The following is an 18,048-nucleotide window of genomic DNA, read 5'->3' on the forward strand; positions in this document are numbered from 1 at the left end:
CCCGATCAGGTGTTCATCGACTCGAAGAATTCCGCGTTGTTCTTGGTGTTGCGGAGCTTATCGAGCAGGAAGTCGATGGCGTCCATGGTGCCCATCGGATTGAGGATGCGGCGGAGGACGTACATCTTCTTGAGCAGCTGCGGATCGGTGATGAGTTCTTCCTTGCGCGTGCCGGAGCGCGAAATGTCGATCGCCGGGAAGGTGCGCTTGTCCGAGACCTTGCGGTCCAGAATGAGCTCCGAGTTGCCGGTGCCCTTGAACTCTTCGAAGATCACTTCGTCCATGCGGCTGCCGGTATCGACCAGCGCGGTCGCGATGATCGTGAGCGATCCGCCTTCTTCGATGTTACGCGCGGCGCCGAAGAATCGCTTCGGACGCTGCAACGCATTGGCGTCGACACCGCCGGTCAGCACCTTGCCGGATGACGGCACCACGGTGTTGTAGGCGCGGCCGAGGCGCGTGATCGAATCGAGCAGGATGACGACGTCACGGCCGTGTTCGACCAGGCGCTTGGCCTTCTCGATCACCATTTCCGCGACCTGCACGTGACGAACCGCCGGTTCGTCGAAAGTCGAGGACACAACCTCGCCCTTCACCGAACGCTGCATGTCCGTGACTTCTTCCGGACGTTCGTCGATCAGAAGAACGATCAGATAGCATTCCGGATGATTGGCCGTGATCGAGTGCGCGATGTTCTGCATCAGCACAGTTTTGCCGGTGCGGGGAGGGGCCACGATAAGTGCGCGCTGGCCTTTACCTATAGGAGCAACGATATCGATGACGCGCGCGGAGAGATCCTTGCGGGTCGGATCTTCGAGCTCAAGACGGAAGCGCTCGTCGGGAAACAGCGGCGTCAGGTTATCGAAATTGACCTTGTGCTTGGACTTTTCCGGGTCCTCGAAGTTCAGCGTGTTGACCTTCAGCAGCGCGAAGTAGCGTTCGCCTTCCTTCGGGCTGCGAATATGGCCTTCGATGGTGTCGCCGGTGCGCAATCCGAATCGCCGGATTTGCGACGGCGACACGTAGATGTCGTCCGGGCCGGGCAGATAGTTGGCGTCCCATGAGCGCAAGAATCCGAAGCCGTCGGAAAGAACCTCGACGACGCCTTCACCGATGATGTCGGTTTCCTGGATCGCAAGCTGCTTGAGAATGGCGAACATCAGCTCCTGCTTGCGCATGGTGCTGGCATTTTCGACCCCAAGCTCTTCGGCGAACGAGACAAGCTCCGCCGGTGTTTTGGTTTTGAGGTCTTGTAGTTTGATTTCCCGCATTGGGGTTGTCCTGTGGAGCGTGTGGAGAAAAGAGTGGGGAGGGGAGCGAAAGGTTCAGCTTGCTGACGACATACGGACTACAAACGCGATCAGAAGTCCGCAGGTCTTGAGCGAGGAAGGTGCCGGGAGGCTTCGAACCTGATGTAGCGGCCGGTCCAACAATGAGACCGGGACTCAACCACATCCGCCTGCGTTCGGTGGGATGACAGATATATAGAAAATCGTCCGGCTCCACGCAAGGCGATCATTAACGCAGAGCCTTGAGGTTTGCCGCTCTAAAACGGCTTGACGATGACCAGAATCACGATACCGACCATCAAAACCGTCGGTACTTCATTGATAATACGATAGAATTTCTGGTTTCTGGTATTCGCATCATTGGCGAAATCCCGCACCCGGGCTGCGAAAAATCCATGAACGCCCGACAGAATCAGCACCAGTGCGAATTTCGCGTGAAACCAGCCGGAAACATACCAGCCGCCCTGCCAAACCAGCCACAAACCAGCCAGCCAGGTCACGATCATCGCCGGATCGATGATGGCTCGGAGTAATCGCCGCTCCATCACCTTGAAAGTTTCGGATTGCTTCGAGCCAACCTCGGCATCGCAGTGATAGACGAACAATCGCGGCAGATAGAGCATGCCGGCCATCCACGAGATGACCGCGATCACATGCAGCGCCTTGATCCATTCGTACATGGGAATAATCTTCAACTACCAATTTGTTGAACTGCTAAGCCAGTCAGTGTTTCGAGACTGACGCCTGCACGCGAAGACAGGAACCAAACGTTGCTCGGCGTGTTGAGCAACATCGCTAGATGACGCGAGAAGAGGTCTGTCCGCAAGCACCACTTGCTTAAAGAATCCTTTTAGATTCTTAAGTTTGAGTCAGTGTAACCGTGATTAGCGCTCGCGCATTTCTCTCCCGCATTTATCCAATGCTCGTCCACATGCCGCCGGTTTATACCCGGTGTTGGATCGGACGAGCACGGCGGAAAATAAGCCGATGGTTTCAAGCGCTTGAGTGCAATGGGCGTGGCATTATCCCAAGACAAATCCACACAACCCCGCTACCATCCCGGCAAAGGTCAAGATTTCATCCCGAAATCAGTGCTGTGAATGAAAGAGCGGGTTATCCCGGGCGGTGCTGTCCATCGCCGGATTGAGGTCAATATGCCCACAGGGATTCACAGCTATTCACAGTCGCCGGATTGAGCGGAAACGGATTCGAGACGCCATGGCGACAACCTCCGGCAGTTATTTTCACCTCCACATGATTTCCGATTCGACTGGCGAGACGCTGATCACGGTCGCGCGCGCGGTGGCCGCGCAGTATTCCAACGTGTCGCCGGTGGAGCATGTCTATCCGCTGGTCCGCAGTCAGAAGCAGCTCGATCGCGTGCTGGCGGAGATCGAGGAAGCCCCAGGAATCGTGCTGTTCACGTTGCTGGAGAAAGATCTGGTCGAGCGGCTCGAGGCGAAGTGCCAGGAAATCAACATTCCGAGCCTCTCGATCATCGGTCCGGTAATGCAGCTGTTTCAGGCCTATCTCGGTACGGAGACCTCCCGGCGCGTCGGCGCGCAGCACACTCTCAACGCCGAATATTTCAAGCGCATCGACGCGCTGAACTATTCGATGATGCACGACGACGGTCAGCATGTCGAAGGCCTCGAGGAGGCCGACGTGGTTCTTGTCGGCGTCTCACGGACATCGAAGACACCGACCTCGATCTATCTCGCCAATCGCGGCGTCCGTACCGCCAACGTACCGCTGGTGCCGGGAATCCCGATTCCGCATCAGCTTGAAACATTGAAAAAGCCGCTGGTGGTCAGCCTTCATGCCACGCCCGAGCGATTGATCCAGGTCAGGCAGAATCGCCTGCTCGGTATCGGCAGGACCGGGGACGATAACTATATCGATCGCCAGTCGGTGACCGAGGAAGTTGCGTTCGCACGCAAGCTGAGTGTGAAGTTCGACTGGGCGCTGCTCGATGTCACGCGCCGGTCGATTGAGGAAACCGCGGCAGCAATCATGAAGCTGTACGCCGATCGTCAGCGTCAGAAAGCACCGGAAACGTGACTGTCTGGCGTGAGCGGCAATCCTTGATTCTTGCATCGCAAAGCGCTGTGCGCAAAAGCCTGCTTGCGAACGCGGGGATCGCGGTCGAGACGATCCCTGCCGACATCGACGAACGTGCGATCCAGCAGAACTCGGGATTGAAAGATCCGGGCGAGATCGCAGCCCTTCTCGCTTGCGAAAAAGCGACGTTCATTTCTGCGAAATACCCTGATCGCTACGTCGTCGGCGCCGACCAGACGCTGGCGCTCGGCGATCAGCTTTTCAGCAAGCCCGCGGATCGCGCTGCCGCAGCGGCACAAATCACCACATTGTCCGGCCAGACTCACGCATTGCACAGCGCGGTTAGCGTCGTGAAAGATGGTGTGACGCTGTTTTCCCACGTCAGTGTTGCACGCATGACGATGCGCGCTCTTACTGGCAGCGAGATTGCGGCCTATGTCGATGAAGCGGGCGACGCCGTCACTGCAAGCGTCGGCGCCTATCAACTGGAGCGCACCGGGGTGCATCTGTTCGATCGCATCGAGGGCGATCATTTTACAATTCTGGGATTGCCGCTGCTGCCGTTGCTTGCTTTTCTGCGCAGCCGGAATCTGCTGGCTGTATGACGAAAGAGTTGCCGATGCTGTTGCTGGGTTTGACGGGTTCGATCGGAATGGGGAAATCGACCACCGCGAAGCTGTTTCAGGAGGCCGGGGTGCCGGTCTACGACGCCGACGCCACCGTTCATAAGGTCTATGAGGGCGAGGCCGCGCCGGCCGTCGAAGCGGCGTTTCCCGGCAGCACCGTGGACGGCAAGGTGGACCGGCAGAAACTGTCGGCCATGGTTGTAAACAATGCCGATGCCATGAAGCAGCTCGAGACCATCGTGCATCCGATGCTGCGCAGCCATCAGCTCAAGTTTCTCAGCGATGCGGAAACATCCGGCGCGCCGGTGGCGGTGCTCGATGTTCCTTTGCTGTACGAGACCGGCGGCGAAAACCGGGTCGATGCTGTGGTGGTGGTAACGACAACGCCGGAAATCCAGCGCGAACGCATCCTGGCGCGGGACAACATGACGCCTGAGAAGCTGGACGCCATTCTGGCGCGCCAGTTGCCCGACGCGGAAAAGCGCAAACGCGCGGATTTTGTGGTGGACACCTCCCACGGTCTGGACCCGGTGCGGCAGCGGATCGGTGAAATCCTCCGCGAAGTCGTTAAAATGCCGAGGCGGCGAAACTGATTCGCTGACATCGCACCCGGCATACCCATCATGCGCGAAATCGTTCTCGATACCGAAACCACAGGCCTCGATCCGCTGCGCGGCGATCGCCTGGTCGAGATCGGCTGCGTCGAGATGGTCAACCGGATGCCGACCGGGCAGACGTTTCACGTCTATCTCAATCCCGAGCGCGACATGCCGCAGGAAGCGTTCAATGTGCATGGCCTGTCGAGCGAGTTCCTTGCCGACAAGCCGCTGTTCGCGGCGGTGGCGGAAGATTTTCTGACATTCATCGCGGACGCGCCGCTGGTCATCCACAATGCGTCGTTCGATATCGGCTTCATCAATGCGGAATTGACCAAGGTCTCGCGAGCGGCAATCCCGCGCGACCGTCTGGTCGATACGCTGACGCTGGCCCGGCGCAAGCATCCCGGCGTGTCGAATCGGCTCGACGATCTGTGCTCGCGCTACGCCATCGATAATTCCCGCCGCACCAAGCACGGCGCGCTGCTCGACGCGGAACTGCTGGCGGAAGTCTATATCGATCTGATTGGCGCGCGGCAGTCGCAACTCATTCTGTCCGAAACGCGCCAGTCGTTCGGCGCCGGACAAGTCGATGCACCGCGCCGGCAGCGCGAGGTGCCGCTTGCGCCGCGCGTGACCGAGGCGGACACGGCCGCGCACGCCGCATTCGTCGCGACGCTCGGCGGCATGCCGATCTGGAACGAATTCACGAAAGAAGATTAAGCGAAGCGATTTTCGCTTCGCGCAGCGATAACCGGGCTCAGCTCGGCTTGCCCTGCTGCTGCTCGGCCTGACGCGCCATGTTCTGGCGATAGAGGCCGACGAAATCCACCGGATCGAGCATCAGCGGCGGGAAGCCGCCGGCGCGCACCGACGACGCCACGATCTCGCGAGCGAACGGGAACAGCAGCCGCGGGCATTCGATCATGATGAACGGGTGCATGCTGTCCTGCGGTACGTTCTGAATGCGAAACACGCCAGCATAGATCAGTTCGAACGCAAACAGCACAAAGTTGTCGTTCTCGGCCTTGCCCTCGATGGACAGCGCGACCTCGAAGTCATGCTCGGCAACCGGAGTGGCGGTGACGTTGATCTGAATATTGATGGTGGGCTGCTTGTCCTGGTTGGCCAGCGACGCCGGGGAGTTCGGATTCTCGAACGAGAAATCCTTGATGTACTGCGCCAGAACGTTGAACTGGGGCGGAGCCGCGTTCTCGAGAGGTGCACCGTTGCCGTTGGTCATGAATATTCGCTCCGAGAATGTGGAAACGAGATCGCCCAGGGAGCGATCCGGTCGGGAACCGCCTGTGAAAAGGCATCCGTTGGCGGCGAAAGTCCGCGTTCGGACAGGACAGGCCCTTGTCGGGGCGAGTGGCTATCATAGCCTTGCCTCATTCGACAAGGACGATGGGCTGCATTCCGTTGTGTTTCGGCTGGCCCTGACCGCTGGATCGGGTAGAATTGCGCTAAATCGGCGCTATGAATGCCCCAAATCTCGTCTTAGGGCACCTCAAGCGCGGCATATAGCGATGTTGGCTGGATTGGATTTCGTGCCTACATGTGACGGAACGAACGCCTCTGTGACCCCGTTTCAATCCGGGAAGCCGCGCGGGCGGCGTGCAGCACCGATCAGAAAGTGAATGCGACGTGGATATTTACACCATCATTTTTCTGGCCCTGGCGGTCTTCATCTTCTTGCGGTTGCGCAATGTGCTGGGGCAGCGGACCGGCGACGAGCGGCCGCCGTTCGATCGCGCGGCCCGTGATGTCCTGCGCGGAGCGCCGGACAACGTCGTGCCGATGCCGGGCAAGACCATCGATCAGGCGCCGCTGGCGCCGTCCGGGGACCCTGCCGTCGTGCCCGATCGCTGGAAGGGAATCGCCGAATCCGGATCAGCGCTCGCGCTCGGTCTCGATCAGATCGCCGTCTCCGACCCGTCATTCGACGCGCAGCATTTCCTCAGCGGCGCGAAAAGCGCCTATGAGATGATCGTGCTGGCTTTTGCCAACGGTGATCGCCGCGCGCTGAAGGATCTGTTGTCGTCCGAGGTCTACGAAGGATTCGAGGCCGCGATCAAGGAACGCGAACAGCGCGGCGAACGGGTCGAGACGCGTTTCGCGTCGATCGACAAGGCCGAGATCGTCAATGCCGAAACGCGCGATCGCGCCGCTCAAATCACCATCCGGTTCGTGTCCCAGATGATCTCGGTGACGCGCGACAAGGCTGGCACCGTCGTCGATGGCAACGCGGAAAAGCTCACCGATGTCACAGATGTCTGGACCTTTGCCCGTGACATCGCTTCGCGCGATCCGAACTGGAAGCTGGTTGGGACGGAAAGCGGACAATAAAGAATCTGCCACGCCCGGCGCGCGAGCCGGGCGCTTTGGCGCGTGGCTGAGCGCCGGAGCCGCTGGGCTTTTCGCAGCCGGTCTCGCAATCACAGACGTTGAGGCCAGAACGGCCGGCCGTGATGTCTCTCACGATCATCATGAAGCTCCGAAGCGCGGGCCGGTTGTCTGGCCGTTGGTAGTTCCCGACGGCCAATATGCGCCGCTGAAATGGAACGAGGTCGTGGGCTGGGCCGACGACGATCCGCTTCCGGCCTTCAAGACGTTTCGCACAAGCTGCAAACCGATCGCTGCGCAGAAAACCCCGGTCGCGGACAGCAAGGCGCTGGGCACCTCGCTGCGCGACCCCTGCATTGCGGCCCGCGCCGAGGATATTTCCGAGAGCGCCAAGGCGCGCGAATTCTTCGAGAAAAATTTCACCCCCTTGCAGATTTCGCGGATCGGCGAGGATGCGGGTTTTGTGACCGGATACTACGAGCCGATCGTTGACGGCTCGCGGGTCCAGACCGATGTCTACAACGTGCCTGTTTATCGGCGGCCGTCGAACCTGTTCGTGCGCGGATATTCGCAGGCCAATGCCAGCATGCCGAACAAGGGGCAGGTGTTCCGCAAGATCGGGCGGCGCAAGCTGGTGCCTTACTATGACCGCGCCGAGATCGAGGATGGCGCGATCGCGGGGCGCGGTCTCGAAGTGGTCTGGCTGAAGAGCCAGACCGATCTGCTGTTCATCCAGATTCAGGGTTCGGCGCGAATCAAGCTCGACGACGGATCGATAGTGCGCATCAACTATGATGCGCATAATGGTTATCCTTACACGCCCGTCGGGCGTGTGTTGATCGAGCGCAACATCATTCCCAAAGACCAGATGTCGATGCAGAAGATTCGTGAATACATGGAGCAGAGTCCGGATGCCGCGAAGGAATTGCGCCGGTTCAACCGCTCCTATGTGTTCTTTCGCGAGGTGAAGTTGGCGGCGGACGACGAAGCGGTCGGTGCGCAGGGCGTGCCGCTGACGGCAGGTCGGTCGATTGCCGTCGACAAGTCGCTGCATGTTTACGGCACGCCGTTCTTCATCGAAGGCAATCTGCCGATTGAATCCGACACGTCGAACACGCCGTTCCGCAAGCTGATGATCGCGCAGGATACCGGCTCGGCGATTATCGGCCCCGCGCGCGCGGACATCTATTTCGGCGCGGGCGCCGATGCGGGCCGCGTCGCAGGCCGCCTGAAAAATCCGGCGCGATTTGTGATGCTGTTGCCGAACAGCCTCGATCCGGTGGCGCGCGGCAAGACCATGCCGCTGCCGGAAGACCGGCCGTCGGCCACCATCGCAAAACTGTTTCCGCAAACCGAGCCTCCCAAGGAAGCGGTCAAGGAAACGCCGAAGGAGCTGGCTAAGGAAGGCGCCAAGGAAACTTCCAAGGACACGTCGAAAGAGCAGCCCAAAGATTCTTCGAAGGATGTTTCCAAGGATTCGGCGAAGAGCGCTCCGTCCAAGGACCAGCCGGCCGCGGCCCAGACGCCAGCCGTGGCAACAGCGCCCGCCGTTGCGGCCACCGCGCAGGCGGTGCCGTTGCCTGAAGCCCGTCCCAAAACCGCGCCGGATGTTGCGTCAGCGGCGACCGTCAAACCCGATACGCCGCGTCGCAAGCGTCATCACCGGCGTTATCGTCATCGCCAATGAAGCGTCCGCGCAATCTCGATCCGCCGCCATCGCCCCGGCGCAAGCGCGCGCTGAGCCGCGAAGAAGCCGAGCTATGGGAAAATGTGACGAAGCAGGCCAAGCCGCTACGCAAGAGATCGCGTCCGGCGAAAAATTCGCTGGAAATTGTCGAAGAAGCTCCGGCGACGTCGAATTCCGCGCCGCCGCCAAAACTTCCAGCCACGATCCGAAAAATTCCGAGTCCGCCTCCCGCGCCGCCGCCGCTTGCGCCGCTGGGGCGGCGTGAGCGGTCAAAGCTCTCGCGCGGCAGGAAAGACATCGACGCGCGGCTCGATCTGCATGGCATGACCCAGACCAGGGCGCATCGCATGCTGCTGAACTTTCTGCAGCACGCGCAGGCCGGTGGCATGAGCTTCGTTCTCGTCATCACCGGCAAGGGCCGCACCGTCGGGCCGGAGTCGGAGCGCGGCGTGCTGCGCCGCCAGGTGCCGCAATGGCTCGGCCTGCCGGAATTCCGCAGCCTCATCGTCGGCTTCGAGGAAGCTCACATCGGTCATGGCGGCGAGGGCGCGCTGTATGTGCGCGTGCGGCGCGCGCGGTAGCAAACACAGCCGCTGTCAGCGCGTACTTACCTCGTCGTCCCCGCGAAAGCGGGGACCCATACTCCCTGAGTTATGAAGTAGGTGGCGATGTCTCAGCGCTGAATTTCTAGCATCGGTGGTTATGGGTCCCCGCTTTCGCGGGGACGACATCAAAAATGTGGCGAGTCTCGCAGGAGAACTCGCGCCGTTGCTACAGAATGAACCGGCTCAGATCCGTGTTCTTCGCCAGATCGCCGATATGCTTCTGCACGTAGGCGGCGTCGATGGTGACGGTCTGACCGCCCATGTCGGGCGCGTGGAAAGACGTCTCGTCCAGCACCCGCTCCATCACCGTCTGCAGACGGCGCGCGCCGATATTCTCGATGGTCGAGTTCACCGCCACGGCGACATCGGCCAGTGCATCGATACCGTCGTCGGTGATGTTGAGCGTGACGCCTTCGGTCTGCATCAGCGCGACATACTGCTTGAGCAGCGAGGCCTCCGGCTCGGTGAGGATGCGGCGCATGTCGTCGCGCGTGAGCGCCTGCAACTCGACGCGAATCGGCAAGCGGCCCTGCAACTCGGGCAGCAGGTCGGACGGTTTGGCGATGTGAAACGCGCCCGACGCAATGAAGAGAATGTGGTCGGTCTTCACCGCGCCATGCTTGGTGGACACCGTGGTGCCTTCGATCAGCGGCAACAGGTCGCGCTGCACGCCCTCGCGGGATACGTCGCCGCCGCTGCGGCCATCGCGCACGCAGATCTTGTCGATCTCGTCGAGGAAGACGATGCCGTTGTTTTCCACCGCCTGAACGGACTCCTGAACCAACTGATCGTTGTCGAGCAGCTTGTCGCTTTCCTCGTTGACGAGGATTTCGTGGGAATCGGCCACGGTGAGGCGGCGAGTCTTGGTGCGGCCGCCCATCTTGCCGAAAATATCGCCGATCGAGATCGAGCCGACCTGCGCGCCGGGCATGCCCGGAATCTCGAACATCGGCGTGCCGCCGGACGACTGGGTTTCGATCTCGATTTCCTTGTCGTTCAGTTCGCCCGCCCGCAGTTTCTTGCGGAACGAATCGCGCGTCGCTGCGCCGGCATTGGCGCCGACCAGCGCGTCGAGCACGCGGTCCTCGGCGGCCTGTTGTGCGCGCGCCTGCACATCCTTCCGCTTGCGCTCGCGGGTCTGCAGGATCGCGACCTCGACGAGATCGCGCACGATCTGCTCGACGTCGCGGCCGACATAGCCCACTTCAGTGAACTTGGTGGCTTCGACCTTGATGAACGGCGCTCCGGCGAGGCGCGCCAGCCGCCGCGCGATTTCGGTCTTGCCGACGCCGGTCGGCCCGATCATCAGGATGTTCTTCGGCAGCACTTCTTCGCGTAGCGAGCCGGTCAGTTGTTGCCGCCGCCAGCGGTTGCGCAGCGCGATGGAGACGGCGCGCTTGGCGTCGCCCTGTCCAACGATGAAGCGATCGAGCTCGGAAACGATTTCGCGGGGGGAGAAGTCTGTCATGGCTCTTAGCTATTGTTGAATGGGCTGCATCGCAAGCGGTGGTCGCTTCAGTGTATCCTAGATAATCGGCGGCCCGCCCTGCCATTGCCGTATCGCATCGGATGGATGAATCAGCATGATGATGTTCAGCGTCAGGTTGTCGCGGATGTGCAGGCCGACGGCGATCTCGAACACAACCGCCAGGATCACCGTCGCGATCACTGGCAATTTTCGCGCGGCGAGAAAACCGGCGATCATCGCCAGTGTGTCCGAGATCGAATTGACGATGCTGTCGCCGTAATAGTCGAGCGAGATGGTGCCGGCCCGGTACCGCTCGATAATGAGTGGCGAATTCTCCAGCAGCTCCCAACCGCCCTCGATCAGCATCGCAATCAGAAGGCGTGCGATCCACGACACGCGCGGAAACAGCAGCCAGGTCAAGCCATAGAACAGGAATCCGTGGATGATGTGCGAGAAGGTGTACCAGTCGGCGATGTGCTGTGAGTTCTCCGAGCTCAGCACCACGCCGTGCCACAGTTTGACATATCCGCAGGCGCAGATCGGCAGCCGGCCCATGCCGTAGAGAATCGCGGCCTGCAGCGCGAGCAACGCTAAAGCGATCAAAAATCCCTGACGCGGCGACAGCCCCGGCGTCGCTGGCGCCACGGCACTGTCCGCCGCGCTCATGCGGGAAGGGTTTCGATGGTGACGTTGCGATTGGTGTAGACGCAGATGTCGGCGGCGATATCGAGCGAGCGGCGCACGATGGCCTCGGCGTCTTGGTCGGAATCGGCCAAGGCACGCGCGGCGGCCAGCGCGTAGTTGCCGCCGGAGCCGATCGCCATGACGCCATGCTCCGGCTCCAGCACGTCGCCGGTGCCGGTCAGCACCAGCGAGACATCCTTGTCGGCCACGATCATCATCGCTTCCAGGCGTCGCAGGTAGCGGTCGGTGCGCCAGTCCTTGGCCAGTTCGACGGCGGCCCGGGTCAGCTGGCCGGGATACTGCTCGAGCTTGGCCTCGAGGCGCTCGAACAGGGTGAAGGCGTCGGCCGTGGCGCCGGCGAATCCGCCGATGACGTCGCCCTTGCCGAGCTTGCGGACCTTTTTGGCGTTGGACTTGATAACGGTCTGGCCGATGGAAACCTGCCCGTCGCCGCCGATGACCACTTTGCCGCCCTTGCGGACCGTGAGAATGGTGGTCCCGTGCCAGATCTCAGGCTGTGATGCTTGCATGAATACCTCGTTGAAGGGCCTGATCTAGGCACTGGCGCCGGCGGTTGCAATTGGCCCGCCGGTGCGGCGAATTCCGGTCACTATATCTGAAAACTCAGGCAAAAATCGCGTCATCCCGCAGTAGCGAAGGCGTCATGTGCCTGTTAAAAGGACGCTCTTTCCCAAGAGTTCTGAGGCGTTCGGAGAGCACTTTTCATGCGCACGGCCACCATCAAGCGCAAGACCAAGGAAACCGACATCATGGTGTCGGTCAATCTGGACGGCACCGGCATATCCAATGTCGCGACCGGCATCGGATTTTTCGATCATATGCTGGATCTCCTGGCGCGGCATTCGCGCATCGACATCACCGTGCAGGCCGACGGCGATCTCCATATCGATTACCACCACACCACGGAAGATGTCGGCATTGCGCTCGGGCAGGCCGTGAAGCAGGCGCTCGGCGACATGAAGGGCATCACCCGCTATGCCAGCATCCACATGCCGATGGACGAGACGCTGTCGCGCGTCGTTATCGACATTTCCGGGCGGCCGGTGCTGGTGTTCAAGGCCGAATTCCCGCGCGACAAGATCGGCGAGTTCGACACCGAGCTGGTGCGCGAGTGGTTCAACGCCTTCGCGATCAATGCCGGTGTAACGCTGCATGTCGAGACGCTGTACGGCGAGAATAACCATCATATCGCCGAGTCGTGCTTCAAGGGCCTGGCGCGCGCGCTCCGTGCCGCGGTGGCGATCGATCCGCGCGCCGCGGGCGAAATTCCCTCGACCAAGGGCACGCTCGGCGGCTGATTTGACCTGAAGCGCATGCCGGTCATGCGCTGGAATTCACTTTTGGACCATCGAGCGGCGCACGATCTTTCGTGGATCGTGCGCAACGGGGTTCCGGAGAACGATCATGGCGGTTTACACGGTTCACGGGCCGGCGAGCTATTACGGCACCGATGTGCGCACGGCGCCGGAACAGCTCGTGTTCGTGCGGGACGGATTTTATTTTTGGGCCTTCGTCGCTTCCATCCTTTGGTTGCTGTGGCAACGGCTGTGGCTGGCGACGTTCGGCTATCTCGTGATCACGATCGCGGCGGAAATCGCAATGTGGTCGTTCGGCGTGGGATCGGGCACGCGCTTTCTGGTGATGGGCGTCATCGCCTTGCTGGTCGGTCTTGAGGCGGGCTCGCTGCGGCGCTGGAAGCTGTCGCGCCGGAAATGGCGCCAGCTCGATATCGTGGTGGCGGATTCGGAAGAAGCCGCCGAGCGCCGCTTCTTCGAGCGCTGGAACGCCAAGACGGCGCGCGACGGCAATCGCGGCAATGCGAGTTCACCGCCGCCGTTGCCGCGTGCCTCGCTGACGCAGTCGGAGAGCGTGATCGGCTTGTTTCCTGAACCTGGAGCGTCGCGTTGAGCGTTGCCATTATCGATTACGGCTCCGGCAATCTGCACTCGGCGGCGAAGGCTTTCGAGCGCGCCGCGCGCAGCATGGAGCAGCCGCTGAAGATCGTTGTGACGCGTGATCCCGAGACCGTGTTCCGCGCCGATCGCATTGTTCTGCCCGGCGTCGGCGCGTTCGCGGATTGCCGCAAGGGCCTCGATGGTTTGAACGGCATGGTGGATGCCATGACGGAAGCGGTGCGCGACAAGGCGCGGCCGTTCTTCGGCATCTGCGTCGGCATGCAGCTGATGGCGACGCAGGGCAAGGAATACGTCACCACGCCGGGCCTCGACTGGATCGCGGGCGATGTCGTGAAGATTTCGCCGCGTGAGGAAAACCTGAAAATCCCGCACATGGGCTGGAACACGCTCGACCTGGTGCGCGAGCATCCGGTGCTGGAACGGCTGCCGCTCGGCGACAAGGGCCGCCACGCTTATTTCGTGCACTCCTATCACCTGAACGCGGTGAATGAGGCCGATGTCGTCGCTCGCGCCGACTACGGTGGGCCGGTAACGGCCATCGTGGCCAAGGACACCGCGATCGGCACGCAGTTTCACCCCGAAAAGAGCCAGCGTTTCGGTCTCGCCCTGATCTCGAATTTTCTGAAGTGGAAGCCGTGATTCTCTTTCCCGCTATCGATCTCAAGAACGGCCAGTGCGTGCGCCTCGAGCAGGGCGACATGGCGCGCGCGACTGTGTTCAATCTCGATCCGGCCGCGCAGGCGAAAACCTTCGAGACTCAAGGCTTCGAATATCTTCACGTGGTCGATCTCGACGGCGCGTTCGCCGGCAAGCCCGTGAATGCGCAAGCGGTCGAGGCGATGCTTAAGGTCGTGACATTTCCGGTGCAGCTCGGCGGCGGTATCCGCGATCTTGCGACGATTGAGGCATGGCTGTCCAAGGGCATCCGTCGCGTTATCATCGGCACCGCTGCGGTGCGCGATCCGGCGCTGGTGAAGGAAGCCGCGAAGAAATTTCCGGGCCGGGTTGCGGTCGGTCTCGACGCGCGCGACGGCAAGGTCGCGGTTGAGGGCTGGGCGGAAACTTCGACAGTCACGGCGCTCGATATCGCGCAGCGCTTCGAGGATGCTGGCGTCGCCGCGATCATCTTTACCGACATCGCCCGCGACGGGCTACTGAAAGGTCTCAACCTCGACGCGACCATTGCACTCGCGGATGCAATCTCGATTCCCGTGATTGCTTCGGGCGGTTTCGCGTCCATTGCGGACGTGAAGGCGATGCTGGAGCCGCGCGCCAAAAGGCTGGAAGGCGCGATTTCCGGCCGGGCGCTCTACGACGGCCGTGTCGATCCGGCCGAGGCGCTGACGCTGATCCGCAACGCGCGCGCGGCGGCATAGGAACAGCAACGATGTTCAAGGCCCGTGTCATTCCCTGTCTCGACGTCAAGGACGGCCGTGTCGTCAAGGGCGTCAACTTCGTCGATCTGCGCGATGCCGGCGACCCCGTCGAGGCTGCGATTGCCTATGACGCGGCGGGCGCGGACGAGCTTTGTTTTCTCGACATCAATGCGACCCACGAAAATCGCGGTACGATGCTCGACGTGGTGCGGCGGACGGCGGAAGCCTGCTTCATGCCGCTGACCGTCGGCGGCGGCGTGCGCAAGGTCGAGGACATCCGTACGCTTCTGACCTACGGGGCCGACAAGGTGTCGATCAATTCGGCGGCGGTGTCCCGGCGCGAGTTCGTCAAGGAAGCGGCGGAAAAGTTCGGCGACCAGTGCATCGTGGTCGCGATCGACGCCAAGAGCGTCGCGCGCCCCGGCGGCGGTTCGCGCTGGGAGATTTTCACCCATGGCGGGCGCAAGTCCACCGGCATCGACGCCATCGAATACGCGCAGGAAGTGGTCTCGCTGGGCGCGGGAGAAATCCTGCTGACCTCGATGGATCGCGACGGCACCCGGCAGGGTTTCGACATTCCGCTGACCCGCGCCATTGCCGACAGCGTGAACGTCCCGGTGATCGCCTCGGGCGGCGTCGGCAACCTCGACCACCTGGTGGCGGGCATCCGCGAGGGACACGCCACGGCTGTGCTGGCTGCGTCGATCTTCCATTTCGGCGAGTTCACCATCCGTCAGGCCAAGGACCACATGGTCCGCGCCGGGCTGCCGATGCGGCTCGATCCATGAGCGCGGCCGTATGCCAAATACCTGAATCGGATCAACTCTTTGCGCTCCCTACCGGGGTACGGAAGTGATAGAAGGCGCTTTATGAGCCGTTTTACGATCCACGATCTTGCCGCCACCATCGACGCCCGCGCGGCGTCGGGAGGAGAGGCGTCCTATACCCGCAAGCTGCTGGACAAGGGCCCCGATCACTGCGCCAAGAAGCTGGGCGAGGAGGCGGTGGAAACCGTCATTGCCGCCATCGAGAACGACCGCGGCCACCTGATCGCCGAAAGCGCCGATCTGATCTTCCATCTTCTGGTGCTGCTGAAATCGCGCGGCATCAGTTTTACCGATGTCGAAGACGCGCTGGCGCAGCGGACGCAAATGTCCGGGCTTGAAGAGAAAGCCGCGCGCAAGCGCGATTAGTTGAAACTCCGGCAGGTGCGGGGACACGCGCCGGCCGGACAGGAGGGAATGGCTCATGGATGTGAGAGCCGAACAGGTTCAGTACAATCCTTATCGTGTTTTCTCGCGCGCGCAGTGGGCTGCGTTGCGCGACGACATGCCGATGACCCTGACCGCCGAAGAAATCGCGCGGATGCATTCGATGCACGACCGCCTCGACATGAAGGAGGTCGAGGAAATCTATCTGCCGCTGTCGCGCCTGCTGTCGTTCTATGTCGCAGCGGCCCAGCGGCTGTTCGTGGCGCAGCGGCACTTCCTCGGCATCGAGGACCGCAAGATGCCCTACATCATCGGCGTCGCCGGATCGGTGGCGGTGGGCAAGTCCACCACGGCGCGCGTGCTGCAGGCGCTGCTGGCGCGCTGGTCGCCGCGCCCCAAGGTCGATCTCGTCACCACCGACGGCTTCCTGTTTCCGAACAAGGTTCTTGAGCGCGAAGGCCTGATGCAGAAGAAGGGCTTTCCCGAAAGCTACGATCTTCCCGCGCTGCTCAGCTTCCTGTCCGACATCAAGGCGGGCCGGCGGCCGGTACGCGCGCCGGTCTATTCGCATCTGACCTATGACGTCATTCCGAACGAGGGCGTCGAAATCGACCGCCCCGACATTCTGATCGTCGAAGGCGTCAACGTGCTGCAGACCGGGCGCCTGCCGCGCGACGGCAAGGCCGTTCCCTATGTGTCGGACTTCTTCGACTTCTCCGTTTATATCGACGCGGAAGAGCCGATCCTGCGCGAGTGGTATGTCGAGCGCTTCCTCACGCTGCGCGACACGGCGTTCCGCGATCCGCGGTCCTATTTCAGCCGTTATGCCAAGCTGTCCGACAAGGAAGCGACCGAAAGGGCGCTCGAGCTCTGGACCACCATCAACCTCGTCAACCTCGAAGAAAACATCCTGCCGACCAGGCCGCGCGCGACGCTGATTCTGAAAAAGGGCGGCGACCACATCATCGAGACGGTTCAGTTGCGGCGGCTGTAAGACACGCGCGCAAGTTCTCAACGTCATTGCGAGCGAAGCGAAGCAATCCAGAATCGCAAACAAGGAACTGAGTTGCTTCGTCCCTGCGCTCCTCGCAATGACGGCACGCTAGCTTTGGTTCCGTGTTACGCGGCGTGACGCGTTGCGTCGGCGCCGAAGTGGTCGAGATAGCGTCCTGAAATAGCGGATACCGGCATCACGATCAGAACGTCGGTGGTGCCGAACTGGTGATCCACCACCGCGCCGTCGCCGACGAACGCACCGACCCGCAGATAGCCCTTGATCAGCGGCGGCAGCATCCGCAATGCCGCCTTGGTGTCGATCTCTTCTTTCGCAATGCGATTCATCTCCACCCGGCGCGATGGATGCGCGCTGGCGCGCCACCCCTCGGGGGCGGCGGCGAAGTGATGCAGGAACGACAGCGGCAAGGCCAGACGATCGGGGTTGGTGCCTTCGAAACTTGCGCAGCCGATCATCACGTCGAGATTGTGCCGGCGCACGTAGCTCCAGACGCCATGCCACAGGAGTTCGACGGTCCGCTTGGTGCGGTAGGGCGGCAGCACGCAGGAGCGGCCAAGCTCGAGAAACTTCAAGCCGGACTGGCGTTGCATCAGGCCTGAAATGTCGAATTCGTCGCCGGTGTAGAAGCCGCCATGCTTTTCGGCGACGTCCTGACGCAACAGGCGATAGGTGCCGACCACAGGCTGTTTGCCGCTCATCGTCGGCTTGGCGGCGTGATCGATCACCATCAGGTGGTCGCAGATCTTGTCGAACGAATCCTTGTCGCGCTGCGCGAGCATGGTCGCGGCGTCGGCAATGGCTGAACCGTTCTTGTAGAACACCTTGTAGCGCAGCTTCTGTGCGCGCTTCACGTCGCTTTTGGTTTGCGCGAGACGGACTTCCAGCGAACCGATTTTCCCGAGTTGCGCCGAGGCTGGCTGCAACATGTTCGGCACGGCCTCGCCACGCAGGCTTGAATGCAGAAGGTTTGGCATCAGCCATGTCGCAGCCGCCGTCGCTGCCGACTTCGCATGGGTGGGCCGGAGCATCTGGACCAGCGGATTTTGGCGAAACGCTTCAAGCGGGCTGCGAACGGCCTGCCGTTCAAGCAACCTGGAATTTGCATCCGGCTTCGCAGGCGCCGGTTTGTTGCCGCTCATGGCTTCCT

At 61.5% G+C, this 18,048-nt stretch carries 21 protein-coding genes; 14 read left to right on the forward strand and 7 right to left on the reverse strand.

Annotation, left to right across the window (positions count from 1 at the left end):
• Positions 1–5: 5 nt before the first annotated feature.
• Together rho and hemJ are read right to left on the reverse strand one after the other, a co-directional pair.
• A complete protein-coding gene (gene rho / locus YH63_RS07480; protein ID WP_046828143.1) occupies positions 6–1,271 on the reverse strand; it encodes a transcription termination factor Rho in 1,266 nt (421 codons plus the stop codon).
• 275 nt (positions 1,272–1,546) lie between these two features.
• Positions 1,547–1,969, reverse strand: coding sequence for a protoporphyrinogen oxidase HemJ (hemJ, locus tag YH63_RS07485; protein ID WP_046828142.1), 423 nt, complete (start codon positions 1,967–1,969; stop codon positions 1,547–1,549).
• Between the two features lie 538 nt (positions 1,970–2,507).
• Here hemJ and YH63_RS07490 point away from each other — a divergent pair.
• The 4 genes from YH63_RS07490 to dnaQ are packed head-to-tail and all read left to right on the forward strand — an operon-like array spanning position 2,508 to position 5,295.
• Complete coding sequence (locus tag YH63_RS07490; protein ID WP_046828141.1) at positions 2,508–3,350, forward strand: pyruvate, water dikinase regulatory protein; 843 nt, start codon at positions 2,508–2,510, stop codon at positions 3,348–3,350.
• Entirely contained in the window at positions 3,347–3,955 is a 609-nt protein-coding gene (locus YH63_RS07495) for a Maf family protein (protein ID WP_046828140.1), read from the forward strand. Before YH63_RS07490 ends, YH63_RS07495 begins: the two co-directional genes overlap by 4 nt.
• A 14-nt stretch (positions 3,956–3,969) precedes the next feature.
• Positions 3,970–4,569 (forward strand): dephospho-CoA kinase, encoded by a 600-nt coding sequence (coaE, locus tag YH63_RS07500; protein WP_046829686.1) that lies wholly within the window; start codon positions 3,970–3,972, stop codon positions 4,567–4,569.
• 30 nt (positions 4,570–4,599) lie between these two features.
• Positions 4,600–5,295, forward strand: a complete 696-nt coding sequence (gene dnaQ, locus YH63_RS07505) for a DNA polymerase III subunit epsilon (RefSeq protein WP_046828139.1) — start codon at positions 4,600–4,602, stop codon at positions 5,293–5,295.
• Between the two features lie 37 nt (positions 5,296–5,332).
• Here dnaQ and secB read toward each other — a convergent pair whose 3' ends face one another.
• Complete coding sequence (gene secB / locus YH63_RS07510; protein WP_046828138.1) at positions 5,333–5,815, reverse strand: protein-export chaperone SecB; 483 nt, start codon at positions 5,813–5,815, stop codon at positions 5,333–5,335.
• 404 nt (positions 5,816–6,219) lie between these two features.
• On the opposite strand from secB, the gene YH63_RS07515 reads away from it, so the two are divergent.
• Genes YH63_RS07515 through YH63_RS07525 form a run of 3 tightly spaced genes read left to right on the forward strand, consistent with a single transcriptional unit; the run spans position 6,220 to position 9,186 of the window.
• Positions 6,220–6,921 (forward strand): Tim44/TimA family putative adaptor protein, encoded by a 702-nt coding sequence (locus YH63_RS07515; protein WP_046828137.1) that lies wholly within the window; start codon positions 6,220–6,222, stop codon positions 6,919–6,921.
• On the forward strand, positions 6,899–8,605 hold the full coding sequence (mltA, locus tag YH63_RS07520; RefSeq protein ID WP_170978670.1) for a murein transglycosylase A: 1,707 nt from the start codon (positions 6,899–6,901) through the stop codon (positions 8,603–8,605). Before YH63_RS07515 ends, mltA begins: the two co-directional genes overlap by 23 nt.
• Positions 8,602–9,186 (forward strand): Smr/MutS family protein, encoded by a 585-nt coding sequence (locus YH63_RS07525; protein ID WP_046828136.1) that lies wholly within the window; start codon positions 8,602–8,604, stop codon positions 9,184–9,186. Before mltA ends, YH63_RS07525 begins: the two co-directional genes overlap by 4 nt.
• A 190-nt stretch (positions 9,187–9,376) precedes the next feature.
• Here the strand turns inward: YH63_RS07525 and hslU are convergent, their stop codons facing one another.
• The 3 genes from hslU to hslV are packed head-to-tail and all read right to left on the reverse strand — an operon-like array spanning position 9,377 to position 11,892.
• Positions 9,377–10,678: an ATP-dependent protease ATPase subunit HslU gene (gene hslU / locus YH63_RS07530; RefSeq protein WP_046828135.1), complete on the reverse strand. Its 1,302-nt coding sequence runs from the start codon at positions 10,676–10,678 to the stop codon at positions 9,377–9,379.
• 57 nt (positions 10,679–10,735) lie between these two features.
• Entirely contained in the window at positions 10,736–11,344 is a 609-nt protein-coding gene (locus tag YH63_RS07535) for a DUF2585 domain-containing protein (protein ID WP_046828134.1), read from the reverse strand.
• Entirely contained in the window at positions 11,341–11,892 is a 552-nt protein-coding gene (gene hslV / locus YH63_RS07540; RefSeq protein ID WP_046828133.1) for an ATP-dependent protease subunit HslV, read from the reverse strand. Before hslV ends, YH63_RS07535 begins: the two co-directional genes overlap by 4 nt.
• 195 nt (positions 11,893–12,087) lie before the next feature.
• Here hslV and hisB point away from each other — a divergent pair, with 195 nt between their 5' ends.
• The 7 genes from hisB to coaA all read left to right on the forward strand — a co-directional run bounded on the left by hisB (position 12,088) and on the right by coaA (position 16,880).
• Complete coding sequence (gene hisB, locus YH63_RS07545; protein ID WP_019199261.1) at positions 12,088–12,681, forward strand: imidazoleglycerol-phosphate dehydratase HisB; 594 nt, start codon at positions 12,088–12,090, stop codon at positions 12,679–12,681.
• A gap of 106 nt (positions 12,682–12,787) precedes the next feature.
• Entirely contained in the window at positions 12,788–13,291 is a 504-nt protein-coding gene (locus YH63_RS07550) for a DUF2628 domain-containing protein (protein ID WP_046828132.1), read from the forward strand.
• The gene (hisH, locus tag YH63_RS07555; protein WP_046828131.1) at positions 13,288–13,938 is read left to right on the forward strand and encodes an imidazole glycerol phosphate synthase subunit HisH; all 651 of its coding nucleotides are present in this window, start codon (positions 13,288–13,290) and stop codon (positions 13,936–13,938) included. The genes YH63_RS07550 and hisH overlap by 4 nt, the downstream gene beginning before the upstream one ends.
• A complete protein-coding gene (gene hisA, locus YH63_RS07560; protein WP_046829684.1) occupies positions 13,935–14,675 on the forward strand; it encodes a 1-(5-phosphoribosyl)-5-[(5-phosphoribosylamino)methylideneamino]imidazole-4-carboxamide isomerase in 741 nt (246 codons plus the stop codon). The genes hisH and hisA overlap by 4 nt, the downstream gene beginning before the upstream one ends.
• Before the next feature lie 11 nt (positions 14,676–14,686).
• The gene (gene hisF, locus YH63_RS07565; RefSeq protein WP_046828130.1) at positions 14,687–15,463 is read left to right on the forward strand and encodes an imidazole glycerol phosphate synthase subunit HisF; all 777 of its coding nucleotides are present in this window, start codon (positions 14,687–14,689) and stop codon (positions 15,461–15,463) included.
• An 81-nt stretch (positions 15,464–15,544) separates the two neighbouring features.
• The gene (locus YH63_RS07570) at positions 15,545–15,868 is read left to right on the forward strand and encodes a phosphoribosyl-ATP diphosphatase (protein ID WP_046828129.1); all 324 of its coding nucleotides are present in this window, start codon (positions 15,545–15,547) and stop codon (positions 15,866–15,868) included.
• 55 nt (positions 15,869–15,923) lie between these two features.
• Complete coding sequence (coaA, locus tag YH63_RS07575; protein ID WP_046828128.1) at positions 15,924–16,880, forward strand: type I pantothenate kinase; 957 nt, start codon at positions 15,924–15,926, stop codon at positions 16,878–16,880.
• Positions 16,881–17,005: 125 nt separating this feature from the next.
• Here the strand turns inward: coaA and YH63_RS07580 are convergent, their stop codons facing one another.
• A complete protein-coding gene (locus tag YH63_RS07580; RefSeq protein ID WP_083992609.1) occupies positions 17,006–18,040 on the reverse strand; it encodes a GNAT family N-acetyltransferase in 1,035 nt (344 codons plus the stop codon).
• Positions 18,041–18,048 lie beyond the last annotated feature (8 nt).

This window comes from Afipia massiliensis, from assembly GCF_001006325.2.
Classification (GTDB): domain Bacteria; phylum Pseudomonadota; class Alphaproteobacteria; order Rhizobiales; family Xanthobacteraceae; genus Afipia; species Afipia massiliensis_A.